We start from the raw sequence: 15,792 nt of genomic DNA on the forward strand, positions 1-15,792 counted from the left end.
GGCCGGTGACCCGATCGGGTCACCGGCCGCTGGTGTGTCCGGCGCTCGTCGTCAGCTGGGGGCCGGGGCCGGCGCGCGCAGCGCGCGGGTGATGCCGCGCGCCGCGGACAGCAGCAGCGGGACCAGATCGGCGCCCCGGCCGTCGTTGGGCACGACGACCGACAGGGCGGCCACCACCTCGTTCCGAGCGTCCCGGACCGGGACCGCGACGCCCGTCGCGTCGGGGTGCTGGTGCCCGGCCAGCACCGCGGACTGGGTCCGCCGGACCTCGGCGAGCTGAGCCCGCAGCTGTGCGGGGGTGTGGAGGCCGGCCGGGGTGACCGGCCGCAGCGGGCCGGCCAGGACCCGTTCCTGCACCGGGTGCGGCGCGTGGGCCAGCAGCACCAGGCCGGACGACGAGGTGGCCAGCGGGAGCCGGCCGGCGATCCGCGAGAAGTTGATGACCGAGTCGCGGGCGCTCAGCCGCTCGACGAAGAGCACGTCCTCGGCGTCGATGATGCCCAGCTGCGCGTGGTGGCCGACGACCGCGTGCACGTCCTCGAGGAAGGGCATGGCGGCGTCCCGCAGCGACACCGTGGGGGAGGCGCGGGCGCCGAGCTCCCAGAGTCGGACGCCGATCCGCACCTGGCGCCCGGGGCCGCGTTCCAGCAACCCGTGGGCGACCAGCTCGGCGACCAGGCGGGACGCCGTGGCGACGTGCAGGCCGCTCCGCCGGGCGACCTCCCCGACGGCCAGCGTGGGTTCGTCGGCGGTGAACGCGTCGAGCACCCGCACCGCGCGGGCGAGCACCGACTCTCCGGTCGGGGTGCGGGCCACCCGGCGAGTGTGACACCGATCTCTCGTCCATTGAGAAGCGGCTGGGTCGGCGCGTGACCTGTGTCGCACGCTCGTCGCAACGACGACGAGGAGGTCGGTGTGCTCGGAGTGCAGCAACGGCGGGCTGGGGGCACGGGCGTGGACCGCGCGGTGGTCCGGGTGGAGGAGAAGACCCCGGTCGCCGACGGCGTGGTCACCCTCACCCTGGCCGCGCCGGACGGCGGGCGGCTCCCGGACTGGACGCCGGGCGCGCACGTCGACCTGACCCTGGACAACGGCCTGACCCGCCAGTACTCGCTGTGCGGGGATCGGTGGGACGCGCGCTCCTACCGGGTGGGCGTGCTGCTCGAGCCGGCCGGCCGGGGCGGGTCCGCCTACGTGCACGAGCAGCTCGAACCCGGGCACGTGGTCGGCCTCGGCGGGCCGCGGAACAACTTCCCCCTGGTGCCCGCGGACTCCTACCTGTTCGTGGCCGGGGGCATCGGCATCACCCCGATCCTGCCGATGGTCGTGCAGGCCGAGCTGCTGGGTGCGGACTGGCGGCTGCTCTACGGCGGCCGGCAACGCAGCTCGATGGCCTTCCTCGACGAGCTCGCGGCCCACGGCGGCCGGGTCCAGGTGCGCCCGCAGGAGGAGCACGGCCTGCTGGACCTGCCCGGCTTCCTGGGCGAGCCCCGGGCCGGGACGAGGGTGTACGGCTGTGGCCCCGCGCCCCTGCTCGGCGCGATCGAGAGAGCCTGCGCGGGCTGGCCGCCGCACACCCTGCACACCGAGCGGTTCGTCGCCGCCGAGCGGGGTGCACCCGTGCGGACGACGCCCTTCGAGGTCGAGCTGCACCGCTCCGGGCGGACCGTCGTCGTCGCACCGGGGACCTCGGTGCTGGACGCGATCGCCGGCGCCGGGGTCGAGGTCCTCTCCTCCTGCCGGCAGGGCACCTGCGGCACCTGCGAGACCACCGTGCTCGCCGGGCAGCCCGACCACCGGGACGCACTGCTGGACGACGAGGAGCGGGCCGCGGCCGACTGCATGTACCCGTGCGTCTCTCGCTCCTGCAGCGACCGCCTCGTCCTCGACCTGTGACCACCGACCCCGCCCCGACGAGGAGCTCCGCATGACCCGCACCGCGAGCCCGACGGCCGGCCTGCCGGTCAGCGACGCCGACCCCTTCAGTCACGAGGTCCTCGAGGACCCGCTGCCGCTGCACGAGCAGTTGCGCGAGGCCGGGCCGGTGACCTGGCTGAGCCGCTACGACGTCCACGCGCTCGCCCGGTACGAGGAGGTGCACGCCGCGCTGGTCGACTGGCAGCAGTTCCAGTCCGCGGCCGGGGTGGGCCTGAGCAACTTCCGCACGGAGGAGCCGTGGCGGCCGCCGAGCCTGCTGCTCGAGGCCGACCCGCCCCGGCACGACGCACCGCGGCGGGTGCTGACGGCGGTGCTCGGTCCGCGGGCCCTCCGCCAGCTGCGGGAGCGCTGGGCGGCCGACGCCGAGGAGCTGGTCGACCAGGTGCTCGCCGAGGGCACCGAGTTCGACGCCGTGCCGGCGCTGTCCCAGGCCTTCCCGCTGCGGGTGTTCCCCGACGCGGTGGGCCTCGGCCCGGACGGCCGGGAGAACCTGCTGCCCTACGGCGACCACGCGTTCAACGCCTTCGGGCCGCCCAACGACCTGGTGGCCAGGGGCGCGCCGCGGGTGGCGGAGCTGTCGGCCTGGGTGGGGGAGCAGTGCCGGCGGGAGTCGCTGGCCGAGGGCGGCTTCGGTGCGGCGATCTGGGCCGCCGCCGACCGCGGTGATCTCACCCCGCAGCAGGCGCCGCTGGTCGTCCGGTCGCTGCTGACCGCCGGCGTGGACACCACGGTGCACGGCATCTCCGCCGTCCTGTACGCCTTCGCCACGAACCCGGCCCAGTGGGCGCGGCTGCGCGCCGACCCCGGGCTGGCCCGGGTCGCCTTCGACGAGGCGATCCGGTGGGAGTCGCCGGTGCAGACCTTCTTCCGGACGACGACCACCGCCGTGCGGATCGGGGAAACGGTCGTCCCGGAGGGCCACAAGGTCCTGATGTTCCTCGCGGCGGCGAACCGGGACCCGCGGCGCTGGACCGCCCCCGACGCCTTCGACCTCGGACGCGACCCCTCGGGCCACGTCGGCTTCGGGATGGGGCTGCACCAGTGCGTCGGGCAGCACGTCGCCAGGCTGGAGGCGGAGTCGGTGCTCACCGCGCTGGCCCGGCGGGTCGCCAGGATCGAGCTGGCCGGCCCGACGCGGCGCCACCACAACAACACCCTGCGCGCATGGGACAGCCTGCCGATGTCGGTGGAGCTGGCCTAGCCCCCGGCTGCTGTGCACCCGGTTGCTGTGCTCCCGGTTGCTGTGGCCACGACCTTCCCCCCGGGTGAGTTGCCGACTGCGGTGGGTGACTGGCTCGGTGAATCCCGGTGTCACGGGGCCGAGCCGATTGACAGCGATGGGTGACGTCCCGACGATCGCAGTCCTGCGGCACCCCAGCGCACGTTCCTCTCCCACCTCCGAGGGGTGCCGAGGAGAGTGACTCGTGGACGCCTCCCCGACCACGCACGTGGCCCTGCTCGACGGGTTCGCCCTGCACCGGGACGGGTCGGGGCCCGACACCGCCCTGGGTGAGCTCCCGCACGGCGTCCAGCGGGTGGTGGCCCGGCTCGGCATGGTCGGCCGGCTGGCACGGACCGCCGCCGCCGGCCAGCTGTGGCCCGACGTCCCGGAGGAGCATGCGCTGGGGAGCCTGCGCTCGGCGCTCTGGCGCCTGCACAAGGTCGCCCCCGGCCTGGTGGTCGCGTCCGGGGGAGTCCTCAGCCTGGCGGCCGGCGTCCGCGTCGACGTCCGGGAGCTGACCGAGTGGGCGCAGGGCGTGCTCGGCCGGCAGGCCCCCGTGGACGGCGTCGCCGCCGTGCCGGACGTCGGGCTCCGCGGCGAGCTGCTCCCCGGCTGGTACGACGACTGGGTCCTGCTGGAGCGCGAGCGGCTGCGCCAGCTGCGGATCCACGCCCTGGAGGCGCTGGCCGACCGGCTGATCACCGCGGGCCGCTTCGGCGAGGCGTCCCAGGCTGCTTACGCCGCGGCCCAGGCCGAGCCGTTGCGGGAGAGCGCGCACCGCGCCGTCGTCCGGGTGCACCTGGCCGAGGGCAACGTGGTGGAGGCGGTGCGCGCCTACGACTCGTTCCGGGTGTTGCTCGCCGCCGAGCTCGGCGTCGCCCCCACCCCGCAGATGGACCAGCTGGTCGGCGCCCTCCGGCGGGTGCGGACACCTGCGGTCTGAGGGCCCGTCGGAACGCCCCTCCTGGTGCAGACGGGGGCGTGACGCGGTGCTCACGCCGCGGTGACGGGAGCGTGGCGGTCCCGGCCGATGCTGTGCCACGGACACCCGTCTGCCAGCCACCGGAGGGGGCACGTCATGGCCCGTGACGCCGACGACGTCGAACGACCCGACACGATCTTCCCGTCGATCACCACGCCCACGGAGCCGAAGCACCACGCCCGCCCCCTGCGGGGTGTGGACGTGCTGCCCTCGTCGTCCCACGCGAGCGGGCCGTTCGGGCGGATGTTCCGGCACCTGCCGGTGTTCGAGCACCAGCCGCAGGCGCTCGCCGCGCTCGCGGCCCGGATGAACCCCGGCGGGCGTCCGGTGGAGAACCCGGGCATCCCGTCCGGCTACACCTACCTGGGCCAGTTCATCGACCACGACATCACCTTCGACCCGGTCTCCAGCCTGCAGCGGCAGAACGACCCCGATGCGCTGCACAACTTCCGGACACCCCGCTTCGACCTGGACTCGCTCTACGGCCGCGGCCCGGCCGACCAGCCCTACCTGTACGACGACTCCGGCGGGCTCATGCGGTTCAGGCTCGGGGAGGACGTCGGGGTGGTGCCCGACGAGCCGAGCGGCGCCGGACCCGACCTGCCGCGCAACGAGCCGCGCCGGCGGGGTGAGGAGGAGGTCTTCTTCGGCCGCGCGCTGATCGGCGACCCGCGCAACGACGAGAACACGCTGGTCTCCCAGCTGCACTGCACGATGCTGCGGTTCCACAACCAGGTGGCCGAGCTGGTGGTGGCGACGACGCCGTTGACCGGTGACAACGCGTTCAAGGAGACCCAGCGGCTGGTGCGCTGGCACTACCAGTGGGTGGTGGTGCACGACTTCCTGACGCGCATCGTGGGCCGGGCGGTGGTCGACGACGTGCTGCGCCCGGAGACCCTCGTCGTCGGCACCCGGGGGGAGCAGGTGACCCTGCCCCGGCCGCACTTCCAGTTCTACGCACCGCAGCAGACCGCGTACGTCCCGGTCGAGTTCTCGGTCGCGGCCTACCGGTTCGGGCACTCGATGATCCGCGGCCGGTACGACATCAACCAGTTCGTCAAGGGCGCACGCGGTGACCAGGGACCGATCCCGGTCTTCGGGCCGGAGCTGCCACCGGACGAGCTGTCCAACCTCAACGGCTTCCGCCGTCTCCCGCCCCAGTGGGCGGTGGAGTGGGACCTGCTGTTCGACATGCCGGGATCGCAGGTCGAGGCGCAGCCGAGCCTGGCGATCGACACGTCGCTGGCCGGGCCGCTCGCCTCGCTGCCCGCATCGGTCGCCGCGGACCCGCCGCACTCGCTGGCCGAGCGGAACCTGCAGCGAGGCCTGCGCCTCGGGCTGCCGGCCGGCACCACGGTCGCCCGCGCGATGGGCATCACCCCGCTCACCGCGAAGGAGCTGGGCCTGGACGACCTGGACGGCGAGCTGGCGATGCACCCGCCGCTGTGGTTCTACGTGCTCAAGGAGGCCGAGCTGCTGGAGGGCGGCCGGGCGCTCGGGCCGGTGGGCGGGCGGATCGTCGCCGAGGTGCTCCTCGGGCTGCTGGCGCACGACCCGCTGTCCTACCTGAGCGTCGAACCGGCCTGGCGCCCGCAGCCGCCCCTGGCCCGGGACGACGGCTCGTTCGACATGCCGCAGCTCCTCCGTCTCGCCCAGCAGCCCTGAGCCGGAGCCACCGTGGCTCTGCTGGACGACGTCCGGGCCCTCTGCGACCGGCTGGCCCCGCACGGCTGGGCGGACCTGCTGGTCGCTCACGGCCTGGACATCGGCGCCGCGGACCTGGCCGCCGAGCTGGCCCGCCCGCTGCCCGGGGTCGACCGGGAGGTGCCCGGCTTCGAGGACTTCGCGGCGGAGGGGCGGCGCGGGGTGGAGCCCCGGTCGCCGGCGCGCAGCCTGCTCCTGCACGCGCTGGCCTCGCCGAACGTGACCCGGCGTCCGGACGGCCGGGAACTGACGGGGTTCGCGACGCCGGCCGAGCTGTCCGTGGTGGAGGACCACGTCTTCGGCGTGCGCCCACCGTCGCTGGCCGAGCTCCTCGTGGCGGCGGGCACGGGGAACCTGGCGATCGTCGTGTTCGCCACCGAGTACCGCCCGTCCGCGCAGACACCGCACCAGCGGCACGCCGACCTGGTGTTCGCGCGCACCGGGGTCTCCCGGGTCGGTACGGCCCCGCCGCGCTGGGACGGCCGGCTGCGCGGCTTCCTGCCCACCGTGGCGGACGACCCGCACGGGGTGCGGGTGCTGCCCGCCCGATACGCCCCCTACCTGGCCGTCCTGGTCCCCGGGGACCAGGCAGGCGCCGTGCCGATGCGGTTCCGGCCGGCGGACGGGTCGGGTCCCGGGGACGCGGGCCGACGGTTCTGGGTACCGCTGCACAAGCTGTTCCCGGGTGCCGAGTGCATCCGCGGGCGGACGCTGTCGGTCCGGCTGACGGTCACGCACACCAACGAGAAGCTCCGCCGGATCCACCTGGCCCTGGGGCCGGACGCCTCGTGGGGGCGCCCTGACGTCGACCGCCCGCCCTTCCGGTTCTCCGACGGCATCGCCGAGCTGTCCGAGGACCCCGGGCTCGGGCCCGGCACGGTCGTACCGGTGCCGCACGCGCGGCTGGTCGAGCCGGCCGAGTACCAGGGCCGGCCGCTGACCTTCCGGGTGCCGCCGAACCAGCCGCTGTCCTCCAGCCTCAACATCCCGGCCGAGGGGTTGTGGCGGCACGGGCCGGAGTACGTGCACGTGCGCTCCGCGGTCGCCGACGACGGGACCGAGACCGACCTCAACACCCGCCCCGACGTGGCCGGCGTGGTGGCCGCCGGGGGCTATCGGGCCCGCCACCACGTGGACTTCACCGGGGACGGCTGGGTCGCCGCCGTCGTCCCGGAGCTCGCGCCCGAGCTGCCGCGCAGCCGCAGCGCCTACTCGTTGGTGGCCGCGCCGGACTTCTTCCCCAGCACCGACCAGCGGGAGCTGACCGAGTGGGCCGCGACCCGCGTGCCGAGCCGGCTGCGGACGACGATCTGGCGGGTCCCACCCGATCCGCTGTCCGACGAGCGGTTCCCGGCCAACCTGACCCTGTCCGGCAGCGGTTTCCGCCCCGACGACGACACCGTGACCGCGATCGTGTGCCGGCCCCAGTCCCCGCCGGGGGAGCGGACCCGGCTGGAGACGTCCCACACCGAGCGCCACTCCCACCTGCCCGACGACGCCGCCGGCGTCTTCGCCCCCGGCTGGGACGTCAGCGTCGACGGCCGGGTCGGTGGCCCGGTGCACCTGGCCGCCTACGGTCTGGGCAGCCCGTTCCCCGAGGACTCGAAGCTGTGCGCCGCGCTGAGCGCCTTCTGGCCGGCGGTGGCCCCGGACGCCGCGCGCACCTTCCAGCCGATGCCGGACTGGCCGACCGTGGCACCGCTGACCGACGAGGAGATCGGGGTCGTCGGAGACCTGCCGTGGGACGGCGTGCCCGGTCCGCGCCCGGCCCGGGTCGACGGCGCCGACGTCGTGGACTACCCGAGCCTGGACCACGCCGACTACGTGGCCACCTCGCTGCGCGGCGCCATGACCCTGGCCCTGACCGGCGCCGTCCGGGAGGACGAGTACCGGTCCCGGGTGCTGGCCATGGCCCGCGCCTACGAAGCGCTGGGGGTCGACACCACCCAGGACTTTCGCACCGTCGTCCGGGAGAAGGCCCGGTGGTCGGTGCTGTCGTTCCGGGCCCTGGACCCGGCCGACGCCGAGGCGGTGTCGGCCGGGACGGCGGCCGGCGTGCGGCTCACCGGGCCGCTGTACCGGGTGGTGGTCTTCCTCCGCGGCGCGGTGCGCCCGCATCCCACCGCGGTCGACCGGGTGCACGTCGAGGTCCGCCGCCGGGTCGACCTGCTCGTCGACCCGGTGGTCGTGCTGACCCGGGAGGAGCCGGGCGGGTGGGCGAGCAGCGGCTGACCGGCGGGCCCGTCGACCTGGTGGTCGTGGGCGCGGGGCCGGCCGGGACCGCGGCCGCCGTCACGGCGGCGGTCGCCGGGCTGTCGGTGGTCCTGGTCGAGGCCTCGGCGGTCACCCGGGAGCGGCCAGGGGAGACCCTGCACCCGGGCGCCGAGGGGGTGCTGCGGCAGCTCGGGATCACCCGGGAGGTCGCGGCCAGCGGGTGGCTGCGGCACCCCGGGCACTGGGTCGCCTGGGGCGGACCGGCGCGTTTCGTGCCGTTCGGCGGGCCACCGGGAGCGCCCTGGACCGGGTACCAGGCGCCACGGCGGGAGCTGGCGGAGCTGCTGCTCGGGCGAGCGGCCGCGGTCGGGGTCACCGTGCACCGGGACTGCCGGGCCCTCCGGCCGACGGTGTCCCCGGCCGGGCGGGTCGACGGGGTGCACACCAGCCGGGGCTGGTTCCCCGCCGCCTGGGTGGTCGACGCCAGCGGTGGGCGGCACTGGTCGGCCCGTGCGCTCAGCCTCCCCGTCCACCGGGTCAGCCGGCCGCTGGTCGCGTCGTGGGGCCACCTCGCGGGCAGCTGGCCGGAGCGGGCCGTGCCCCACCTGCGGGCTGACCGGGCGGGCTGGACCTGGACCGCACCGGTGCGTCCGGACGTGCACGCCTGGGTCCGCCTGGACGTGCGCCAAGGCGCAGGCCTGCCGGGTCCGCCGCCGCACCCGGGTCACCTGCAGCCGGTCACCGGGCCGCACGCGGCCACGGTGACCTGGCGCCGCGCCACCGTCCCGGCGGTCCGGGGGCTGCTCGTCGCCGGTGACGCCGCGGGGCTGCTCGACCCGTGCTCCGGCTCGGGGGTGCTGCGGGCGCTGGTCACCGGGGCCGTGGCCGGTCGGGCGGTCGCGGACACGCTGCGAGGGCTGCTGCCGGAGGAGGCGGTGCTCGACGGGTACCGGCGCTGGCTCGCGGACTGGTTCGGCGCCGACGTGGCCCGGCTCGACCAGCGCTACGCCCTCTTCCCGGACTGGTCCCCGGCCCACCGGGCGGACTCCGACCCACTGCCTGACCGCGACCGGCCCGCCGTCAGGCCACGCACGGCAGCCGCACCGGGCGGTGCCCGGCGGGGTCCACCAGCGCGGTGAGCCGGACCCCGACCCGGTCGGCCAGCTGGGCGCCGAAGCGGATCGGCCGACCGTCGAGCGTGATGTCCCCGACCGCGTAGCCGCGCTCCGGGGGGACGGCGTAGCCGGCCCGCAGGGCGTGCTCGGCGTCGCCGCGCTCGATCGTCCAGAACGTGGCCGGGTCCTCCCCGTCGGGGGTGCGCATGCCGGCGGTGAGCAGGCCGTCGAGGTAGAGGCCCATCGGGTCCAGCAGCGACACCTCGGCACCGGTGGCCGCGGCGTCGTTGGTCGCCGCGGCGATCTGGGGGTCGCTGTTGCGCAGCGGCTCGCCGAGACCCCCGCACCGGACGAGGGCCTGGGCGGTGGTGACCGGCTCGCCGGCGGCGTCGTGCCGCAGCACGGTGGCCTCCGCGGCGAGCACGATCGCCGCGCCCAGGGTGTTGTTCCGCTGGACCAGGTGGACCAGCCGGCCTTCGGTGGAGCGGTTGTGCACGTTCTCCCGGACGTACCGGCCGCCCACGATCAGCTCGTCCGGCTGGACGTGCGGGCCGACGAGCTCCCGGTACAGCGCGAGGAGGCGGTCGGGGTCCTGCGCGGCCAGGTGCTCGTAGTACTCCGGCACCTCGGTGGTGAAGGTGACCCGGGTGACGGTGCCCGCGCCGTCGCGCTCGACGCTCCACTCGCAGTACTCGTCCTGGCGGTGCCGGCTGGCGTCGGCGGTCCGCCAGCGCTGCTCCTGCGAGGTCGCGGACTGGAGCAGGGTGGCGGGGAACGCGTTCCACACGATCGGCGGTGCCACGGCATCGGCCGACACGTCGGTGGCCGTGGGGTCGAAGAACTGCGTGAACCGGGCCGCCAGCGGGGCCACGAGCCCCGCGACGCGCGCGCTCCACGCGTCCCGGCCCGCGTCGTCCGGCTCCGGCAGCCGCGCCGGGGTGTCGAACCTGTCCAGCACCGGCACCGCTCAGCCCTCCACGATCGTGGCGTCGGCCCGCATCGTCCGGTCCCCGGGTGGGACGTCCGTGCGGGCGAACAGCAGGGGGGTCTCGGAGATCGGCATCGTGCGCACCCGGGCCCGTCGCGATTCCGCCAGCCGGACGACGTCGTCGTAGCCGTCCTGGGTCGCCAGCCGCGCCGTCACCGCTCCGTAGTAGTCCTGCAGCTCGGCGTCGAAGGACGCCTGGAAGTCCTCGCCGAGCGCCCACCGGGCCGCGAACTCCCGCTCCGGGCTGCCGGCCGGCGTGCCCTCCGCGGCTGCGGCCACCGCGTCGCCCATCTCCTGGGAGAAGCTGCTCGCCCCCTCGGTCACCACCGCACGCGCCGGCACGTGCGCCAGCAGGGCCTCCCGGCGGGCGGAGAACACGGGGTTGGGGAAGTCGGTCATGAGCAGGCAGGCGGCCAGCCGGCGGGTCAGCAGACCGGTGCGGAGGGCCTCCTCCAGCACGGCGCGGTCCTCGAAGGCCCGCTCCGGGACGGCGAAGGCGAAGTGCGTGTCGCCGGCGCGCTCGAAGCCCCGCCCGTCGGTCAGCCGCACCCGGAAGGAGGCCAGGTTGGCCGTGTAGAGGTCGCCGGAGACGGTGAACGGCGGCGGTTCCTGCAGTCCGAGCACCTCCGTCAGGCCCTCGGAGTCGACGAAGAACGTCTGCGGCAGGTCGACGACGCCGCCGGCGGCGGCCCGGCTCTCGGTCTGACTGCTGATGAGGTTGACACTCGGCGTGCCGAGCACCTGCACCATGACCCGGGCCGGGTCCTCGACGACGCCGCCGTCGGCCAGCAGCTGCTGGAACCGGGTCCTGGTCCACCGCAGGATGCCGGGCTTGGCGACCGCCACCTCACAGGTGAGCGCGCCCCGGGGGTCCCGGCCGGTGACCCAGGGGTGGTCGGCGAGCGGTGGGTCGCGGGGCAGCACCGAGGGGAGGACGTTGGCCGCCTGCGAGTGCCAGTGCAGCCACGGGAAGCGCAGCTCCTTCATGACGAAGTTGCCGCTGAGGTGGCTCTCGAACGGGCCCTTCCCCTGGGTCGGTGCGCGCAGCGCGTGCCGGGAGTTGCCCGCGAACACCCAGGCCGACGTCGCGCCCACCGTCTGGAAGTAGTTGAAGCCGCCGGTCCGCTGGTCCCAGGCCATCAGCTCGACGTCGCCCTCATCCGGGTGGAAGGCGCTGATCAGGACCTCCGCCCCGTCGGGCCCGGCCCCGCGGGTGGCCAGGAAGCGCAGCCGGCGGTCGACCGAGGCGGTGGCCGCGCTCATCGGGATCTGGCTGCCCTCACCGACCAGGAAGAAGAACCCCTGCCGCAGCGGGTCGTCCGCCGGGGTGGCCCGGTCGAGCTCGTCGAGCACCTCGCCGGCCGTCCGCGGGAACACGCCGCGCAGCAACAGCAGCGTGGCGAAGGGGTCCGCGAGCTCGGCCGCGGCCTCCTCGCCGGTCAGCACCCGCACGGCGTCGTCCTCGCCGACGACGAAGCGGTGCACGGCGCCGGGCCGCAGGGCCTCGGACGGCAGCCGCCGGAAGGCGGCGCAGCTGGTGTCGGTGGGAGCCGGGGAGCCCATGGCGATCGCTCCAGGTGGCCGACGTGGCGGCCGGCCGGTGGTCAGAAGAGCGGGACCCGGAGGACCTGCCCCGGGAAGATGAGGTCCGGGTCCATCAGGCTGTCCCGGTTGGCCTCGAAGACGTCGCCGACGGTGGTGCCCTGCCCCTGGTCCCGGGCGATCGCCGAGAGGGTGTCGCCGGGCACGACCTCGTGCAGCCGCCAGCCCTGCATGCCGGTGAAGAGCGTCACCCGGACCTGGTTCAGGTCGGTGCCCGGCGGGTTCTCGCCGGACGCGTCGTCGCCGAACACCTGGAGGAGCGCGTGCTCGCCGCGGGCCTGCACCCCGCCTGGCAGCGCGACCTCGAGGGCGAAGTCGTCGACCACCCCCATGGAGCCGACCCCGGGGACCAGCCCCTCGCCCAGCGGCGCCCCGCCGGCGCCGAGCAGCCGCCAGGTGACGGTGGCCTCGAAGCCGGAGCCGAAGCCGGCCAGGGCGAACCTGGCGGCCACGAGGTCGTGCTCCCGGGGCTGCCGCACCTCGATCAGACGGGCCACCGTCCACCTCCTTGTCGTCAGGACCAGGCTCCGGTCGCGACGTCACCGGGTCGTCACCCGGCCGTCATCCCGCGGGTCGCACGGTGAGCACCACGGCCGCCCGGGGGCCGAGGAACGCGCCACCCGCGGGCAGCGGCACCTCGGCCCGCCACGAGCCGGCGGCCGGGTCGAGGTCGGTCAGCGGTTCCCCGGCCGCCTCGTAAGCCCGCAGCGGGACCTCGATCCGGGAGCCCCACTCGGCCCAGGCGGCCAGGCCGCCACCGGGCCGTTGCCCCACGTCGACGACGAGGTGGTCCTCGAAGTCCAGGCTGCCCTCGGTGTGGTCGGTCCAGGAGAAGACCCGGTGGTCCTCGCGCAGGGACAGCAGCCGCAGCGAGATGGTGTAGCGCATGCGCGCGACGGGGCGGGCGGCCCCGCTCCACAGGTAGGTGGTGATCAGCGGCACCGGGCGGTCCGCGGGGTCCTCAGGTGCGGGCTGCTCGATGAGGATCGGGCAGTGGTGTGCGGCCTTCTGCGCGTGCAGCAGGACCGGGAGGCCACGCACCGAGACCCAGGCCTCGGCCTGCCAGGTCAGCTCCTCGTCGCAGGGCAGTCGCAGGCCCAGCAGGTCGGCGGTCACGCGCACGTCCCCGAACAGGAAGCGCACCAGGTTCTGGTAGCCCTCCTCGGAGTTCACCAGGCCGAACCGGCCGCTGTGGCTCCGGTGCACGTGGGCGGAGTTGGCCCCGGTCACCAGCGCGTTCTCCACCTGGACGAGGCCGTCGCTCTTCACGCCGACGACCCGGGCGGACAGCCCGTGGGCTGCGGCGTAGTCGGTGGCGTTGGTGCCGATCAGGCAGAAGATCCGTTCGGCCGGGAAGTTGTCCTCGTCCGGGTTGGTCCGCGGGTTCCAGTCGTCGGGCACCCGCGCCTGCCGCCGGGCGGTGGGGGTGAGGTACTCGTACATCCGCTCCCGGCCGAAGACGTCCCCGCCGCCGATGCCGAACTCGTCCCGCAGCGCCTCGAGCAGCCCGAACCCCACCTCGAACTCGATCCCGCCGTGCGGGGTGCCGTAGGTGAACAGCCGGTCCACCAGGTCCCGGGCCCGGACGCCGTCCCGACGGTCGGGCACCACCCGCTGGATCATCGAGCGGCAGATCAGCCCGCCCATCGAGTGCGCGACCAGGTGCACGCGGGGCGCCCCGGTCTTCGCCCGGACCTGCTCCACCAGGTCGAGCAGGTCCTCGGCCGCCTCCTCGATGGAGAACGGCTGCGGGCGGGGTGCGCGCCACGTCGTGGCGGAGCGGTCGTAGAAGCGGTGGATCCACAGGGTGGCCGGCTCCAGGGACCCGTCCGGCTGGCACGCCAGGAACGTCTCCTGGCCGCCATCGACGTGCAGCCGGTAGCCCCGCTCGCCGAGCAGCCGCAGCAACGGGCCCTCGAACTGGTAGAAGACCGGGTCACCCTCGCCGCCGACCCGGACGTGGGTGGAGCCGAGGTTGAAGCCGTAGAGCGGGTCGTCGACCGCCTTGTCGATGCCGGACGTGTCGCCGGCGAAGCCACGGACGTAGACGATCGGCAGCGTTCCGGGCACCGCGCACCTCCCGTCGACCGGGCTCCACGCCGAGCCGGTCGGGCACCGTGACGCGCACGCACACCGGCTGCCGCCCATGCTCGGTCCCGGCCGTCACCGATCCGTCACGGCCGCCGGAGGGCCCGGCGTGGCGTCCGGCGGGTCCCTCGCCGGCGCGTGCACGGGTCTGGCGCCGGCCCGGCCGGACGCGGACACTCCGGCCATGCCGCTGCCACAGCTGCAACCGACGGGCGGGCAGGTCGCCGTCCAGGAGACCGCGTTCAGCACCGACGCGCTCGGCCGTTTCGCGTGCAGCACCTGGGCCGAGGCGACCGGCAACGGGGGAGCGCCGTTCACCACCGTGGTCGTCGGCGGGGGTGCCTACGGCGCCCACCTCGCGGCCGCGCTGTACCGGGCCCGGCCCACCGCGCGGGTGCTGCTGCTCGACGCGGGCAGCCTGCTGGTGGCCGAGCACGTGCAGAACCTCGGCCGCCTCGGCCTGGACGTCCCGGCACCGGTCGAGGTCGACCCCGGCACGGCGCGCGACCTGGTGTGGGGCCTGCCGTGGCGGGGGAACGTGGCCTTCCCGGGGCAGGCCTACTGCCTCGGCGGCAAGTCGCTGTACTGGGGTGGGTGGTGCCCCCGGCTGCTGGACGGCGACCTGGCCCGTTGGCCGGCCGCGACGGCGGCGGACCTGCGCACGCGCTACACCCGGCTGGAGAGCGAGACCGGCGTCGTCCCGGGGACGGACTTCGTCTTCGGGGAGCTGCACGACGCGCTCTCCCCGGCGGTCGCCGCCGGCGTGGCCGCGGTCGACGGGCTGACCGCGGTGGAGCCGGCGCCGCTGGCCGTCCAGGGGAGCTCACCGGTCTCCGGGCTGTTCGGCTTCGACAAGTTCAGCAGCCTGCCGTTGCTGATCGACATGGTCCGCCGGGACGTGCGCACCGCGGGCGGCTCGGACGCCGCGCGCCGGCTGTTCGTCGTCCCGCGGGCGCACGTCCTCGCGCTGCACGCCGGCGGCGGCCGGGTGCAGACCGTCGAGGTCGACGTGGCCGGGGACCGGCAGCTGCTCGGCCTCGGGGCGGACTGCTCGGTGGTGCTGGCCGCCGGCGCGATCGAGAGCACCCGGCTGGCCCTGCACTCGTTCCCGACGCCGCTGATGGGGCGCAACCTCATGGCCCACCTGCGCAGCGACTTCGCCGTGCGGGTCCACCGGGACGCCCTCGGACCGGTGGGCGACCGGGTCCAGACCGCCGCCCTGCTGGTCCGCGGGCAGGCGCAGACCGGGGCGTTCCACCTGCAGCTGACCGCCTCGACCAGCCGCGGCGACTCCGACGACCTGCTCTTCAAGATGGTGCCCGACGTGGAGGAGCTCGAGGCGCACCTGGCCGACCCCGACCCGCAGTGGGTGCCGCTGACCCTGCGCGGCGTGGCGGAGATGACCGGCGACGCCGGGACGCCCGTGCCGCACCCGGAGCGCAGCTGGATCGACCTCAGCCCGTTCGAGCACGACGAGTTCGGCGTCCCCCGCGCGTTCGTGCACCTGATGACCTCCGGCGCCGACCTGCAGACCTGGCGGGAGATGGACGTGGCCGCGCTCGCGCTGGCCCAGCACCTCGCGGGCGGGCCCGGCCGCATCCAGTACCGGTACGACGGCGGCTGGCAGGACCAGCCCTTCCCGCTGGAGCGGCCTTTCCCGGAGTGGCACCGCGGGCTGGGCACGACCTACCACGAGTCCGGGACGCTGTGGATGGGCGAGGACGCCGCGACGTCGGTGACCGACCCACTGGGCCGGTTCCACCACCTCGCCAACGCCTACAGCTGCGACCAGGCCGCCTTCCCGACCGTCGGCTCGGCCAACCCGGTGCTGACCGGGCTGACCCTCGCCGACCGGCTGGCCCACCAGCTGCCGGTCCCCTGAGCGGACGCACCGGGCAGGCGGCAGCGCGAGGACCGGGACCGAGCTGCTGAGCCGGGA

Annotated in this window: 11 protein-coding genes and 1 pseudogene; 7 read left to right on the forward strand and 5 right to left on the reverse strand. The window is 75.3% G+C overall.

The window, feature by feature from the left end; translation table 11 throughout:
- Positions 1 to 51: 51 nt before the first annotated feature.
- On the reverse strand, positions 52 to 816 hold the full coding sequence (locus O2W20_RS06990; protein WP_269173362.1) for an IclR family transcriptional regulator: 765 nt from the start codon (positions 814 to 816) through the stop codon (positions 52 to 54).
- 147 nt (positions 817 to 963) lie between these two features.
- On the opposite strand from O2W20_RS06990, the pseudogene O2W20_RS06995 reads away from it, so the two are divergent.
- The 6 genes and pseudogenes from O2W20_RS06995 to O2W20_RS07020 form a co-directional block, all read left to right on the forward strand.
- A pseudogene (locus O2W20_RS06995) lies at positions 964 to 1,896 on the forward strand (PDR/VanB family oxidoreductase); the annotation flags it as partial.
- A gap of 31 nt (positions 1,897 to 1,927) precedes the next feature.
- Entirely contained in the window at positions 1,928 to 3,139 is a 1,212-nt protein-coding gene (locus O2W20_RS07000; protein ID WP_269173360.1) for a cytochrome P450, read from the forward strand.
- 223 nt (positions 3,140 to 3,362) lie between these two features.
- Positions 3,363 to 4,103 (forward strand): AfsR/SARP family transcriptional regulator, encoded by a 741-nt coding sequence (locus O2W20_RS07005; RefSeq protein WP_269173359.1) that lies wholly within the window; start codon positions 3,363 to 3,365, stop codon positions 4,101 to 4,103.
- A 135-nt stretch (positions 4,104 to 4,238) separates the two neighbouring features.
- Entirely contained in the window at positions 4,239 to 5,807 is a 1,569-nt protein-coding gene (locus tag O2W20_RS07010; RefSeq protein ID WP_269173358.1) for a peroxidase family protein, read from the forward strand.
- Positions 5,808 to 5,819: 12 nt separating this feature from the next.
- A complete protein-coding gene (locus O2W20_RS07015) occupies positions 5,820 to 8,078 on the forward strand; it encodes a hypothetical protein (RefSeq protein ID WP_269173357.1) in 2,259 nt (752 codons plus the stop codon).
- On the forward strand, positions 8,060 to 9,199 hold the full coding sequence (locus tag O2W20_RS07020) for an NAD(P)/FAD-dependent oxidoreductase (RefSeq protein ID WP_269173356.1): 1,140 nt from the start codon (positions 8,060 to 8,062) through the stop codon (positions 9,197 to 9,199). Before O2W20_RS07015 ends, O2W20_RS07020 begins: the two co-directional genes overlap by 19 nt.
- On the opposite strand, the gene O2W20_RS07025 is transcribed toward O2W20_RS07020, so the two are convergent.
- From O2W20_RS07025 to O2W20_RS07040, 4 genes are all read right to left on the reverse strand, one after another.
- Positions 9,141 to 10,139 carry a hypothetical protein gene (locus O2W20_RS07025; protein ID WP_269173355.1) on the reverse strand — a complete coding sequence of 333 codons (999 nt, stop codon included), beginning with the start codon at positions 10,137 to 10,139 and terminating at the stop codon, positions 9,141 to 9,143. The genes O2W20_RS07020 and O2W20_RS07025 overlap by 59 nt on opposite strands.
- A 3-nt stretch (positions 10,140 to 10,142) precedes the next feature.
- Positions 10,143 to 11,726, reverse strand: a complete 1,584-nt coding sequence (locus O2W20_RS07030; RefSeq protein ID WP_269173354.1) for a hypothetical protein — start codon at positions 11,724 to 11,726, stop codon at positions 10,143 to 10,145.
- A gap of 41 nt (positions 11,727 to 11,767) precedes the next feature.
- Positions 11,768 to 12,262: a LysM peptidoglycan-binding domain-containing protein gene (locus O2W20_RS07035; RefSeq protein WP_269173353.1), complete on the reverse strand. Its 495-nt coding sequence runs from the start codon at positions 12,260 to 12,262 to the stop codon at positions 11,768 to 11,770.
- A gap of 64 nt (positions 12,263 to 12,326) precedes the next feature.
- A complete protein-coding gene (locus tag O2W20_RS07040; RefSeq protein WP_269173352.1) occupies positions 12,327 to 13,835 on the reverse strand; it encodes an esterase/lipase family protein in 1,509 nt (502 codons plus the stop codon).
- 202 nt (positions 13,836 to 14,037) lie between these two features.
- Here O2W20_RS07040 and O2W20_RS07045 point away from each other — a divergent pair, with 202 nt between their 5' ends.
- Positions 14,038 to 15,735, forward strand: coding sequence for a GMC oxidoreductase (locus O2W20_RS07045; RefSeq protein WP_269173351.1), 1,698 nt, complete (start codon positions 14,038 to 14,040; stop codon positions 15,733 to 15,735).
- Positions 15,736 to 15,792: the final 57 nt, after the last annotated feature.

It is taken from the genome of Modestobacter sp. VKM Ac-2982, assembly GCF_026967935.1.
Classification (GTDB): Bacteria; Actinomycetota; Actinomycetes; order Mycobacteriales; family Geodermatophilaceae; genus Modestobacter.